The organism is Thermococcus radiotolerans (genome assembly GCF_002214565.1).
In the GTDB taxonomy this organism is placed as follows: domain Archaea; phylum Methanobacteriota_B; class Thermococci; order Thermococcales; family Thermococcaceae; genus Thermococcus; species Thermococcus radiotolerans.
This window is the reverse complement of sequence record NZ_CP015106.1, coordinates 250665-263797: the sequence shown is the minus strand read 5'-3', so window position 1 is coordinate 263797 and position 13133 is coordinate 250665. Positions and strand designations below refer to the sequence as shown.

At 55.0% G+C, this 13133-nt stretch carries 14 protein-coding genes; 10 read left to right on the top strand and 4 right to left on the bottom strand.

Translation table 11 applies throughout. The features are described from left to right. Positions 1-62 precede the first annotated feature (62 nt). From A3L10_RS01445 to A3L10_RS01405, 9 genes are all read left to right on the top strand, one after another. A complete protein-coding gene (locus A3L10_RS01445) occupies positions 63-1859 on the top strand; it encodes a pyruvate/oxaloacetate carboxyltransferase (RefSeq protein ID WP_088866067.1) in 1797 nt (598 codons plus the stop codon). Between the two features lie 176 nt (positions 1860-2035). Further along, positions 2036-3769: a carbon starvation CstA family protein gene (locus A3L10_RS01440; protein ID WP_088866066.1), complete on the top strand. Its 1734-nt coding sequence runs from the start codon at positions 2036-2038 to the stop codon at positions 3767-3769. A 37-nt stretch (positions 3770-3806) separates the two neighbouring features. Further along, positions 3807-4088 (top strand): hypothetical protein, encoded by a 282-nt coding sequence (locus A3L10_RS01435; RefSeq protein ID WP_088866065.1) that lies wholly within the window; start codon positions 3807-3809, stop codon positions 4086-4088. A 9-nt stretch (positions 4089-4097) separates the two neighbouring features. Beyond that, a complete protein-coding gene (locus A3L10_RS01430) occupies positions 4098-4379 on the top strand; it encodes a hypothetical protein (RefSeq protein ID WP_088866064.1) in 282 nt (93 codons plus the stop codon). Positions 4380-4389: 10 nt separating this feature from the next. Further along, positions 4390-5382 carry an ArsA family ATPase gene (locus A3L10_RS01425; protein ID WP_088866063.1) on the top strand — a complete coding sequence of 331 codons (993 nt, stop codon included), beginning with the start codon at positions 4390-4392 and terminating at the stop codon, positions 5380-5382. Continuing rightward, positions 5372-5680 carry an iron-sulfur cluster assembly protein gene (locus A3L10_RS01420; protein ID WP_088866062.1) on the top strand — a complete coding sequence of 103 codons (309 nt, stop codon included), beginning with the start codon at positions 5372-5374 and terminating at the stop codon, positions 5678-5680. Before A3L10_RS01425 ends, A3L10_RS01420 begins: the two co-directional genes overlap by 11 nt. Positions 5681-5683: 3 nt before the next feature. Further along, positions 5684-6340 (top strand): hypothetical protein, encoded by a 657-nt coding sequence (locus A3L10_RS01415; RefSeq protein WP_088866061.1) that lies wholly within the window; start codon positions 5684-5686, stop codon positions 6338-6340. 66 nt (positions 6341-6406) lie between these two features. Further along, complete coding sequence (locus tag A3L10_RS01410) at positions 6407-7231, top strand: alpha/beta hydrolase (protein WP_088866060.1); 825 nt, start codon at positions 6407-6409, stop codon at positions 7229-7231. Further along, complete coding sequence (locus A3L10_RS01405) at positions 7218-8132, top strand: hypothetical protein (protein ID WP_157726863.1); 915 nt, start codon at positions 7218-7220, stop codon at positions 8130-8132. Before A3L10_RS01410 ends, A3L10_RS01405 begins: the two co-directional genes overlap by 14 nt. 5 nt (positions 8133-8137) lie before the next feature. Here A3L10_RS01405 and A3L10_RS01400 read toward each other — a convergent pair whose 3' ends face one another. Then, a complete protein-coding gene (locus A3L10_RS01400; protein ID WP_088866058.1) occupies positions 8138-9157 on the bottom strand; it encodes an adenylosuccinate synthetase in 1020 nt (339 codons plus the stop codon). A 132-nt stretch (positions 9158-9289) separates the two neighbouring features. Between A3L10_RS01400 and A3L10_RS01395 the strand changes: the two genes are divergently transcribed. Further along, positions 9290-10216: an SDR family oxidoreductase gene (locus A3L10_RS01395; RefSeq protein ID WP_088866057.1), complete on the top strand. Its 927-nt coding sequence runs from the start codon at positions 9290-9292 to the stop codon at positions 10214-10216. Here A3L10_RS01395 and A3L10_RS10275 read toward each other — a convergent pair. From A3L10_RS10275 to pfdA, 3 genes are all read right to left on the bottom strand, one after another. Beyond that, positions 10128-11018, bottom strand: coding sequence for a hypothetical protein (locus A3L10_RS10275; RefSeq protein WP_157726861.1), 891 nt, complete (start codon positions 11016-11018; stop codon positions 10128-10130). The genes A3L10_RS01395 and A3L10_RS10275 overlap by 89 nt on opposite strands. An 87-nt stretch (positions 11019-11105) precedes the next feature. Further along, positions 11106-12116 carry a DUF2341 domain-containing protein gene (locus A3L10_RS01390; protein ID WP_157726859.1) on the bottom strand — a complete coding sequence of 337 codons (1011 nt, stop codon included), beginning with the start codon at positions 12114-12116 and terminating at the stop codon, positions 11106-11108. Between the two features lie 520 nt (positions 12117-12636). Beyond that, on the bottom strand, positions 12637-13080 hold the full coding sequence (gene pfdA / locus A3L10_RS01385; RefSeq protein ID WP_088866055.1) for a prefoldin subunit alpha: 444 nt from the start codon (positions 13078-13080) through the stop codon (positions 12637-12639). Between the last annotated feature and the right edge of the window lie 53 nt (positions 13081-13133).

Genomic DNA, 13133 nt, shown 5'->3' with positions numbered 1-13133 from the left:
TCCATCGAACGTCGTTAGACTTTTAAATGTACATGAATTAGCCCCGAAATGGAGGTGAGAGAATGGCGCGCGTTGAGATAATTGACACGACCTTCCGCGACGCTCACCAGTCCCTCATAGCGACGCGACTCACAACGGAAGACATGCTGGCAATAGCTGAGAAGATGGATAGAATCGGCTTCTACTCAATGGAGGTCTGGGGAGGAGCAACGTTCGACGTCTGCATCCGCTACCTCCGCGAGGACCCCTGGGAGAGACTGAGGCTCCTGAGGGAGAACATCACCAAAACCAAACTCCAGATGCTCCTGCGCGGGCAGAACGTTGTCGGCTACCGCCACTACCCCGACGACGTGGTTGAAAGCTTCGTCGAGCTGGCCCACAGGAACGGAATAGACATCTTCCGCGTCTTCGACGCCCTCAACGACGTCAGGAACATGGAGGTGGCGATAAGGAAGGCGAAGGAAATCGGTGCCGAGGTTCAGGGTGCGATAGCCTACACGACGGGCAAGGTGTTCACGCTCGAGTACTACATGAAGAAAGTGGAAGAGCTGCTCGCGCTGGACGTTGATGTCATCACGATCAAGGACATGGCGGCCCTGCTGACGCCCTGGAAGGCCTACGAGCTGGTGAGCGAGATAAAGGAGAGCTACGGCGTCCCAGTCAACGTTCACACACACTCCACAACGGGAATGGCCGTCGCAACGTACCTCAAGGCCGTCGAGGCCGGGGCGGACTACATAGACACTGCCATAAGCCCGCTCGCCTTTGGAACCGCCCAGCCGGGAATACAGACCATCTGGCACGCCCTACCTGAAGCCGTCGGGAGCCACCTCGACAGGGAGCTCATCCACGAGGTCTCACGCTACCTCAAGCGGCTCCTCGACGAGAAGTACTCGGGGATGCTGCACAAGGAGGCCCTCATGGTGAACCCCTACGTTCTGAAGTACCAGGTTCCAGGCGGGATGTACTCCAACCTCATAAGCCAGTTGAAGGAGATGAAAGCCCTCGACCGGCTCCAGGAGGTTCTGGAGGAGATTCCGCGCGTCAGGGAAGACCTTGGATGGCCGCCGCTGGTGACGCCGACCAGCCAGATAGTCGGGACGCAGGCGGTTCTCAACGTCCTCTTCGGGAGGTACGAGAGGATAACCGAGGAGGTTAAGAACTACATCAAGGGACTCTACGGAAGGCCGCCGGGGGAGATAAACCCCCAGCTGCGTGCAAAGGTCCTTGGGGATGAGGAACCCATAACCGTAAGGCCAGGAGAACTGCTCGAACCCGCGCTGGAGAAATGCAGAAAGGAGCTCGAGGAACTGGGCTATCTGGAGAAGGAGGAGGACGTTCTGACCTACTGCCTCTTCCCACAGGTGGCGCTGGAGTTCTTCAGGGCAAGGAAGGAGGGCAGGAGAAAGCCCGAGGTACCGCCGGCGGTTCAGAGGTTCAAGCTCTACGTTAACGGCGTCGAGTTCGAGGTCGGCGTTGAGGGCGTCGACCTGAGCGCCCTCAGGTACCTGCCCCAGATAGTCGGGACTTTGGCCCCGCCCAGTGCTCCAAAAACTGGCACTGCCCCTGTTCCTTCGCCTGCGCCCGTTGCTGCCCCAGCTCCGGCCCCGGTTGCGCCAGCAGCGCCAACTCCAGCTCCAGCTGGGGAGGGTGCAGTTACAGCCCCAATGCCGGGCAAGATTCTGAGAATACTAGTCAAGGAGGGCGATGAAGTCAAAACCGGCCAAGGACTCCTAATCCTCGAAGCAATGAAAATGGAGAACGAAATCCCAGCACCAAAAGACGGAGTAGTGAAGAAAATCCTCGTAAAAGAAGGCGACACCGTCGACACCGGACAAACACTGATGGAGCTGGAGTAAAACCGCCTTCTCCGCCCTTCTTTCTTTTAACTCCCTGCACAAAAAGTCTTCTCACTGGAGCGCAACGGAGTTTCAAACATTCAGTTTAAAAACGAAAAAGTTTCGGTTTTTTGCCGAAAGGCATTTATATGGACATACTGTTACATTAGTACGAAAACGTTCATGGGGGTGTGGAAATGAACTCCGCTGTGGTAATTTTGGTGGCCGCCGTTATATACGTGGCCATGTACTTCACATACGGAAAGAGCCTCCAGAACAAGGTCGTGAGGGCCGACCCCAACAGGCCAACTCCAGCGCACAAGCTCTACGACGGCGTTGACTACGTTCCAGCACACCCGCTGGTGCTCTACGGCCACCACTTCGCGAGTATTGCCGGCGCGGGACCAATAGTTGGTCCGGCCGTTGCAATGGCCTGGGGATGGCTTCCGGGACTCATCTGGGTCTGGTTCGGAAACGTCTTCATTGGTGCCGTCCATGACTACCTGGCATTGATGTCATCAGTTCGCTACGATGGTAAATCCGTCCAGTGGATTGCAGGAAAGCTGATGAGCAAGAGGACGGGAATCGCCTTCGAGCTGTACATATGGTTTGCCCTGCTGCTCGTTGTGGCGGCCTTTACGTCCGTTATAGCGGGCATTTACACCGGCACTCCCGAGGCAGCCACTGCATCAATCCTCTTCCTGGTCTCGGCCGTTATCGTGGGGTACCTGATGTACAAGACCAGCCTGCACTTCGCGGGAGCAACTGTGGTGGGCCTGATACTCGTCGCCCTTTCCGTATGGCTCGGCTTCAAGTTCCCGATTCACGCCACCTACCACCAGTGGGCCCTTTTCCTCCTCGTCTACATTATCATAGCCGCATCACTTCCAGTATGGGTACTACTGCAGCCCAGGGACTACCTCAACGCATACGTCCTGTGGTTCGGTCTCATCCTCGGTGGCCTTGCGTTCATCTTAATAGGGAGCAAGGGAACGTTCACGGCTCCAGCTTACACCACCTGGTCGGCCAACGTCGTCGGCGGAAAGCCCTCTCCCTTCTGGCCCACAATACCGCTGGTCATCGCGTGTGGAGCGTTGAGCGGATTCCACTCCATCGTCGGTTCGGGAACGTCGTCAAAACAGCTTGACAACGAGATACACGGCTTACTCGTCGGCTACGGTGGAATGTTCACCGAGGGCTTCCTCTCAACCATAGTCATAGCCTCAATAGCCGTCTACGGAATCAAGGTCTTCGCCGATGCTGGAATCGACATAAACGCCTCCAACTGGGCCGCAATCTATGCTCCCAAGGTTGCCAATGAGATAGGCAAGGTAGGAATCTTCTCCAAGAGCTACGCCTACGGCCTCACAAACGCCTTTGGAATTGACTACAAGTTTGGCGTCGTCTTCGCGAGCCTGTGGGTTTCAGCATTTGCCCTCACGTCCCTCGACACCGCCACGAGGCTCGGCCGCTTTGCCTGGCAGGAAGTCTTTGGAATGGTGGTTGACACCAGCGAGGGAATCTGGAAGGCGGTCACCAACAGGTGGGTGGCGTCAGCGATAATCGCTGCCCTCGGCGTTCTCCTTGCTTGGGGCAACCAGTGGCTCATCCTCTGGCCGGCCTTCAGCGGTATGAACCAGATGCTCGCAAGCATTGCAATGATGACCGGCGCACTGTGGGTTACAAAGATCCAGCAGGCCGGAAAGTGGAGCTGGGCCGTTCTCATACCCGCACTGTTCCTATGGATCACCGTGACCCTCGCCCTTGCTTGGTTCCTTGTGGTAGTGGTTCCAGGAATAGGCGATGCCTTCACCAAGTACTCGGTCGGACTGATAACCCTCGTCGGTCTGCTCCTGAACTTCCTACTGGCCATAGACTTCTGGGCAGCGTGGAAGAAGCCGGCAGAGGAATACGAAGCGGCAAAGGCCTGAGGAGCCTTCCCTTTTATTTCTTTTTGGAGGAAGACTGATGAGCATAAGAAAACTTCTCTACTGGATTTCAATACCCATCAGAATCCTGTGGGAGTTCCACAAGGGGTTTCAGCTGTATTACCTCCAGGGGGTTAAATGGGAGGAAGAGGAGCTCGAAAACATCTTCGCGCTCATACTGTTTGGAGATTACATAGGCCTTCCCCACCCCCCAACGGAGCTAACCTACCGCCTGCTGCCCCACGTCCTCAGGGAGCTTTACGTGATGCAGGAAAAGAGCCTGAAGGAGGTTTCCCTCAAAACCGGCTGGATAGGAGTCTGAGGTGAGAAAATGGTGAAGAAAGTAATTGAGGACATAAGGGCTTTCCTGAGAGGATTTGGGGGGGCTTTCAAACATCAATCAACGGAGTATATAGAGTTCGAGGAGAGGGAGCTGGAGAACGTTTTCGCCCTAATACTGATGGGCTCCTTCGTGGGAATACCCTCTCCCCCAACGACCCTCGTCATAAGGCTCATGCCCCACATGGTAAGGGAGATGCACGTCATGCAGAGGAGGGCAATAGACATGGACGACATCTTTGGGGAGATAGCCGGAATGTTCGATATTGACTGAGGTGGTAGAGATGAGGGAATTCCTCATTCCCAAGGAGGATTTTAGGGTTGTGTTCGTGATAGGCAAAGGGGGCGTTGGAAAAACTACCACCAGCGCCGCCCTTGCGACGGCCCTCTCAAAGAAGGGATACAAAACGCTCATAGTATCGCTCGATCCGGCCCATAACCTCGGGGACGTCTTCATGGTTAAGCTGGAGGATAAGCCCAAAGAACTGGCCGATAACCTCTACGCAAGTGAGCTCGACATGGAGAAGCTGATAAAGTCGTACCTCAAGCACTTGGAGGAAAACCTGAAGCATATGTACCGCTACCTCACGGTGATCAACTTAGAGAAGTACTTCGAGGTTCTAAGCTTCTCCCCCGGAATAGAGGAGTACGCCACCCTCGAAGCGATTAGAAACATCCTCCTTCAGGGTGAGGAGTGGGACGTGATAGTGTTTGATACCCCACCCACGGGACTTACGCTACGCGTTTTAGCCTTACCGAGGATTTCCCTCATATGGGCAGACAAGCTGATCGAAATCCGCAGGAAGATACTGGAGAGACGGAGGATGATAGTGAAGATCCACGGAGACCAGAAGTTCCAAGTTGATGGACAGGAATTCGTTCTCCCGAAGGAGGAAGAAGAGGATCCGGTTATGAAGGAGCTGAAGGCCTACCGCTCCGAGGTAAAATTCGTCGAAGATGTTATAACCGACCCCAAGAAAACGAGCGTCGTCACGGTTATGAACCCCGAGATGCTCCCGCTATATGAAACAAAGAGGGCCTACGAGAGCCTGAAGAAGTTCAAAGTCCCCTTCAATATGATTCTCATCAACAAGGTTATAACCGTGGGACGGGAGATTCCCGAGATAAAAGTAAAGCTGGAGGCCCAGAGAAAGGTGCTGGAGGAGATCGGCAAGACCTTCTCAGGAGTTGAGATAGTGAAAATACCCATGTTCGCCGAAGAACCGCGGGGTCTCGAATGGCTGGAGAAGCTCGGAGGTATGGTCCTTGAAGAGTGAGGACATACTTAAGGAGCTACGAAAGGTGGAGAATCCCTTCACCAACATGGATATCGTGACGGAAGGATTGGTAACGAAGGTCGAAATAGACGAGGTGGAGAACAGGGTTAGGGTATACGTTGCCTTCGCGAGGAACACCCCGGCACATCCCTTCACCATGGCCGTGAACTGGCCCCTCCAGGCAAAGATCGTGAGGGAAATGGTAAAGGTTTTAGAGGATAAGGTGGGATACCTTGAGATAGTCGATGACACCACTCTGCAACGATATTATCCTTTGGAAGATGATCTGGAGGTATAAGGGATGGAACTTACGTCTGGAATCCTGCTCGCCATAATGGTGTTAGCTGCTTTGACATCGATTCAGTTTTACAAAGGGAGAAAGCTGAACCTTCAACTCATGGACTTCTACCTGCGGAAGATCGAGGAAGTCGTTAAACCTGAGGATAAGGACTACGTGTGGCTCGGTGGCTACATAGGGTTCAGAGCCAGCTACAAGATCAACCGCGACAACATCAGGAAGTTTGAGTACACCCTGACCCTCCTTCCGAGGCACAGCCTTCTGTACTTCCCAATAGCGTTGCTTACAAGCAGGCATGACAAGCTCTACTTCGTGGTGAAGCCCTTTGCCCAGATAAAGCGTGAGGCACACCTCATCCAGAAGGGCTACTACCGGCTCAAGCCGGACATCGAGAACGAGCCCCTCCTCCAGAAAGAGACGATCGAGATAGCGGGAAAGAAATATGAGGCCCTCTACGAGAAGAAAAGGGACGTCGAAAAGCTTAGGGAGCTCGTTGGGGGCCTCTCCAAACCCCACAACGTAAAGCACGTTTCGCTGACTCCAAAGACCAACGTATTCTATGTCCTTATGAAACCCGAACCGGACACTATCGAAGATGACATCGAGAGGATAGTGCGCTTCGTCAACGAGAAGCTTAAGGAGAGCCCATTCTCCTCATGAACCCTTTTTACCTCCAGGGAAAACGTTAAATGCCCCTTCCATTCATTTTCTAGGGCGGTGGATGTTATGGATGTCTACAAAGTCAGCTTCGGTGAACCGAGGCTCGGCTGGGTGGTTCTCGTCCACGGCCTAGGGGAACACAGCGGAAGGTACGAGAGATTAATAAGAGAGCTCAACGATGCCGGCTTCGCCGTCTATACCTTCGACTGGCCTGGCCACGGAAAGAGCCCGGGCAAGAGGGGGCATACGAGCGTTGAAGAGGCGATGGAGATAATAGACGGCATTATAGATGAAATCGGCGAAAAACCCTTCCTCTTCGGCCACAGCCTCGGCGGTCTGACAGTAATCCGCTACGCCGAAACCCGGCCAGATAGAATAAGGGGAGTGGTAGCGTCCTCACCCGCTCTCGCCAAGAGCCCGGAAACGCCGGACTTCATGGTGGCCCTGGCAAAGTTCCTCGGAAGGATCGCCCCAAGCGTAACGCTCTCCAACGGACTGAAGCCTGAACTGCTGTCTAGGAACCCCGAGGCAGTGAAGCGCTACGTCGAAGACCCACTCGTTCACGACAGGATTTCCGCAAAGCTCGGAAGGAGCATCTTCGAGAACATGGAACTGGCGCACGAAGAGGCTGGAAGGATAAGGGTTCCAACGCTTCTCATCGTCGGTACGGGGGACATAATAACCCCTCCAGAGGGCTCAAGAAGGCTCCTGGAAGAGCTGGCAGTTGAGGACAAGGCGATTAAAGAGTTCGAAGGGGCCTACCACGAAATATTCGAGGACCCGGAGTGGGCGGATGAACTCCACGAGGTGATAGTGAGGTGGTTTGTGGAACATTCCACCAAAGCGAATGAAGATGATGGCGATGAGGATTGTGGTGATGGAGGCATATGAGACCAGATTCCTCACTCAGCTGATCACGGCCTTTGTGGTTCTCTTCGTTTCAGTCATTATCCTCATCCTTCTGACCCTCGTGGGTGGTGGCGCCTCCAGGGAGGCGTTCATAGGAATCTCCATGTACCTAACCTTTGCCCTGATCGTGATAGGCCTCATGCTGTTCTGCCTGAAAAAGATGAAAGAGGGACCCAGGAAGGCCGCCACGCTTGCGAGGAACTGCACCCCCGAAGAAAACCGCCTAACGTTCCCCCTCGAGCTTGAGTTCGAGTACGGAAGGGTAACCCTTCTCAGCCATCCGGAAAAAAGGCGTTCGGCGAGGAATTTCCAGGTTCTGAAAAGAGAGAAGTCCTCCTCCATAGAATTTCCCCCGGAGGAATTCAAGCTCTCAGCCGTCATCGGCAGAGGATTCGCCAGCTTTCCGGCGGTAAGGGTGCTCAGCAAACCTTACGAGAGGACAGTGATACTCTTCATGACCAGCAGGGGGGTGGTCAGCGGTAAAAAGCTCCTCACGGCCACCCTTACGGAGGGGCACGTTGACGTAGAGATTGAGGGACGCGGCGGGAGGCTGATCGGCAGGTTCTACACACCACCAGGAGGGAGGGGCAGATTTGAAGTGACCATGAGCGCCCCCGAAAGCCCCGAAGTCAACGTCAGGATAGCCGATTCTTCGATGCAGGAGTTTGAATATCCCCTACTCCCGGAAGAGAGCACCGTCATGTTCTGTCCCTACGGCAATCTCGACGTGGACAACATCCTCAGAAGCCTCGGTCGCACGGGTGCGGTCATGGGACACGGGCAGTTTCTGATAAGGCTGCGGTCGCCGAAACCCATGGCTAGGGAAATACTCGAGTATCCCATCGAAGTCAGCCTGAAGGAAGAAGAAAACTGGGAGTTTTGAAGAACTTATACCACGTCTCTTCTGTCGATTATGTGCTCCAGCTCGGGCCCTGTCTTGATGAGCCCAACGGGAACGCCGACGCGCTCCTCGATTTCCTCAACGAACTCCCTGGCCTTCCTCGGAAGCCTGTCGTAGTCCGTGACGCCGAAGGCATCCTTGTCGTACTTGTCCAGCATCGTAAGGGCTATCATCGTCGCGCCGTTGAGCTTTGCAGAGTAGCGGGCGAACTCGAAGTCGAACCAGCCGACCCTCCTCCGCCTTCCCGTGACGGTCCCGTACTCAACGAGGCCGAGCTTCTCAGCCTCCTCCTGGCTCATCTCCGTCGGGAACGGTCCGGCCCCGACCCTCGTCGGGAAGCTCTTGAAGACGACTATGACGTCATCAACCCTCGTCGGGCCTATTCCAACGTCGCTCGCTATGGCCGAAGCGGTCGTGTCCTTCGAGGTCACGTAGGGGTAGGTTCCATAATAGAGGCTCAGGCCGAAGCCCTGCGTCCCCTCGACGAGTACGAGCTTCCCTTCGTCCAAGGCGTCGTTCACTTCTGCGGCCACATCCGTCAGGTAGGGCTCAAGCTCGGGAATATCCCTCGCCAGCCTCGCCCGTCTCATAACCCTGTCGGCGTTTGCCGGCCCACAGCCGCTTCCGGTGGTTCCTATCTTGTCGTGAAGGTGGCTGTTGCTCCTGTCGAGCTTCTTGTGCTCCTCCTCAATTATGGAACAGCGGTAGTCGATGCCAACCCTCTCGGCGACGTTGAAGTCCTTGAGGTGCTCAAGCTCGTGGAAGAATACCTCCGGGTCAACGAGAACGCCTGCACCCACGAGAAGCCTGGCCTTTCTCTGGATGAACGCCGTCGGAAGCTGCCTGACCGCGTACTTCTTACCGTTGATAAAAACGCTGTGGCCCGCGTTCGTTCCAACTCCACCGCGAGCTATGATTTCAGGCTCGTCCTTCAGGGCAAGGTAGGCGATAACAGAGCCCTTGCCCTCGTCTCCCCACTGACCACCAACAACGATATAGCTCGGCATGGCTCCTTACCCAGGTTTAAGTCAATAGGGGACTTATAACGGTTTCGAATTCAACATGAATTTGTTAAAAGATTGGGCCGCGGGCCGGCAAAAGGTTAAAACCCGTGGCAAACACTACCTGTGGGGGTAGCGATGAGGAACAAGCTGATAGTCGTCACCGGGGGAGCGGGATTCATAGGCTCCCACATCGCCTGGGAGCTTGTCAAGGACAACGATGTTGTGATAATAGACAACTTCTACACCGGAAAGGAGGAGAACGTTCCACCGGGAGCGAAGCTCGTGAGGGCGGATATAAGGGACTACGAATCAATAGCCGAGCTGATAAGTCACGCGGATTACGTTTTCCACGAAGCTGCTCAAGTCAGCGTCGTCGAGAGCGTCAGGGACCCGATTTTCACCGAGGAAGTCAACGTCATCGGCACGCTCAACATTCTGAAAGCCCTTCTGGAAGGCCAGGGAAAGCTGATTTTTGCATCCTCCGCGGCGGTCTACGGAGACAACCCAAACCTGCCCCTGAGGGAGACTGAGAGGCCGAGACCGCTCTCACCGTACGGTGTGACCAAAGCAACCGCCGAAGAGTATCTGCGGGTCTTCAACGAGCTCTACGGGGTTCCAACCGTCGCGCTGCGCTACTTCAACGTCTTTGGCCCGAGGCAGAGCGCCAATCAGTACGCGGGGGTCATAAGCATATTCATCAACCGCGCCCTGAAGAACGAGCCGCTCGTCATCTACGGGGACGGCAAGCAGACGAGGGACTTCATCTACGTGAAGGATGTCGTTAAGGCGAACATACTGGCCGCAGAGAGCCGTAGGAGCAACGGAAAGGTTTTCAACGTCGCAACCGGAAGGCAGACGACCATCCTGGAGCTGGCGATGAAGGTAATCGAGATAACCGGCGCCAACAGTTCGGTACTCTTCGACAAGCCCAGACCGGGAGACATAAGGCACAGCCTCGCGGATATAAGCGAGATCAAGGGGCTTGGCTTCGAGCCGGAGTGGAGCCTGGAGGAAGGGCTGAAGAAAACGGTGGAGTGGTATTCGTCCCAAACAGAGAGCTAACGCTTTCATTTCCCAATTCTTCCAGTATCTTCGGGAGGATCTCCTTAACGTACGGTGAATTCATCAAGAGAACGTACAGGCCCCTCAAACGGTGACATCTTTCTGGCCGGATAACTCTAACCCCCCGATGCCCAACGGGGATGGAACTCTCTGCCCAGAGAACGTTCTCCGCGATGAGCGGAGCAACGATCGCCACACCGTTTCCGGAGAATACAGGGGGTGTAAACGTCACGTCGTAACACCTAACCAGCAGGAACGCCAGAGGGGACGTGCTGACCAAGAAAGCATAATCGTTGTAGTTACCGTTCGGGAGTCCTACGCCCAGCTCCTGGGTCAAAACGGAAATAAGACCCGATGAGGACTGCACGTATTCTGGAGCCTGAACAACCACATGGAACTCGCCCCCAAGGACCTGCGAGGCAGTTATCGAAGGTGATATCTCAACGGACGTCCATCCTCCCGCCGGAAGGGTGCTGTTGAGCGTTATCCCCCCTGAGGAAATCTGCGAGGAGGAGTAGTAAACAGAAACGGAGAGATTAGTACCGGCGTAAAGGTCATCGGTGAAGTTTCCAGGATAAACCCAGGTCACGTTGAGGGGTACAATCTGCGGAAAAGGAAACGTGAGCACGTATATGGCGTAGGGTATGCACACGGAACCGCTGGCGACTGGACTGAAGATGCCACCCAGTCCGCCACCGACTCCCTGAACGTTGACGTTGATACTAGGCACCGCTAACCCTATGGCCGCGAAGAGCATGACGCCGATAACCGAGACCGCCAGCATTCGCATTCTGGATTTCATTACTGCATACTAGGACGAGTAGGGATTAAAACCTTACTCCCGCGGGATCACAGAAACGTGGTAACGAGAATCAGTCCCGCCTAGAGATCACGGCCGCGGATGAAACACGAGATGATAGTACCACTCATCCACCTGAGCCTGGGGTTCATTCGGGGTGTACGGCCTTACCCTGAGGGCATCCACACGGTAGGTGCTCCCTCCCTTGATGTACACGCGATTGAACAGAAAGTTTGCATCATCATCGTATTCAGTGCTCCCCAGGGGGCTGTCCGTAAGGTATCCCGACTCATCGTAGACGAGCAGCCTAACGGTTCCATTGCTCAGGATTTCAAGGTGCACCAGATACCACGTGCCTGTGCTAAGGCCCAGGTTGTTCACCCTAGCGTGGGTTGTCCCAAGATAGCTGGTCCTGGTGTCGATGCGGATATCATCGCCCGGAACATCGAGAACGGCCCCAAATCCGTTGCCCGATGCGTCCACCAGCCCAACCCTATCCAGCGACCCCCTCGTGACGTTCACTCTCTTGTCCCAGTATTCAAGGACAACACTCTGGGAGGCCCTGTCCACCGTGAAGCCCAGAGCCTTCAGAACCCCATCCTGCCTGTCAAAGTACTGGTACTTCTCCGCAGACTGGGAGCCGCCGTATTCAAAATTATCGGAACCCATCCGCACACCCGGATTGTTGGGATTGTACCACTCCCACCCACCGTCCGTTATGCTGCCGTAGCCCTCAAAGTCGTCAAAGAACGGGAAAACCCTGCTTCCGTCGTTGTATGAGGAGTAGTCGCCGTTACCGTAGTACATCCAGACCACGGTGCCTCCGGGAGAAATCCTGGGGACGTTCACCCACACGACTGCGTAGTCGTTGGTGGTGTCGAGGATCTCTACCCAGTAGTGGAGCGGGTTTCCATCCGGGTCCATGAAGTAGAGGCTCTCGGGATTGCTATCCAGAACGCTCCATGCAACATCACTGCCAGAGAGAACGACCTTCACGGGCCAGTCGGTGAGCGTCGTCGAGCCGGAATACGTGATATTGATGGGATTCACGTATTCAGGATAATCCTCCGGTTTACCTACCCCAATCTTCTGCGTTATCACCTCAATGCTCCCAGTACCGGCCTCGCTGTAATAGCCATCGACAATGTTTACGGTGGTCTTACTAAGATCGACACTACTGCTCCATATGAGATCCGAGGAAAAATCAAAGACGAGCGGCGTGTTGGCGGGCTGGTCGTCCGTGAGCCTGACACCCCTGGAGCCCAAAAGACGGCCATTCGAACTGTAGAGGGAAACGTTGACTACTGTACCCGCTTCAAGTTTGGTGGGGAATATCACATGGACATCGTACACCAGGAGGCCAAATAAATACGTTGTAACGTAAAACCCTCCCTCCCCGGTGGGACTCACAACCCTCTGGCTTCCAGCACCGAGTTCCTGGACGTTGACATTGATGCTGGGAACGGCTAACCCAACGGTCAACACCAGCAGCAAGAGCGCAAGTGAGAGGAGGGTTATTCTCAGCCGCCTCATATTAAACAATTGATTCGCGAGAAAAGTTTAAAATCTTATCCCCTCGGCTTCGCTTTCCGCCCCGAAAAGGAGGAAGAAAGAATCGCCGTCACTTCTTCACGCTGAAACCCATGGCCTGCCTCTGCTGGAGCTCCTGCGCCTTCTGGGCGAGCTCTCCCAGCTGCCCCTCCAGCTTTCTGAGCGCCTCCTGGGTCTTGGCTATCGCCTCATCGTACTCCTTTATGCGCGCGTCCAGATAAGTTATTGCGTCGTCGAGGTTCTTCTCTATGGCGTAGCCGGCGCCGATGCTGACTATCGCGTTCTCCTTGTCGTCTATGTGCGCCTTCAGGAAGGAGCCGGCTCCAATCGGCACCAGTATCTCCGGCTTCTCCTCCTCGACCTTCTTGAGTTCCTCCAGCGTCTCCTTCACAGCTTGGAACTCGTTCCTTCCAAGGGTGAGCAGTTCGAGGTTCTGGGCCAGGAGCTGCGCCTGCGCCTGAAGGAGCTGGTACTCGTAAGCGAGCCTTTCAAGCTGCTCGTTCATCTCGGCCATTTCACACCACCGGGGAGACTACGCGGGGAGGCTTTTAAGGTTTGGGTCCGGGT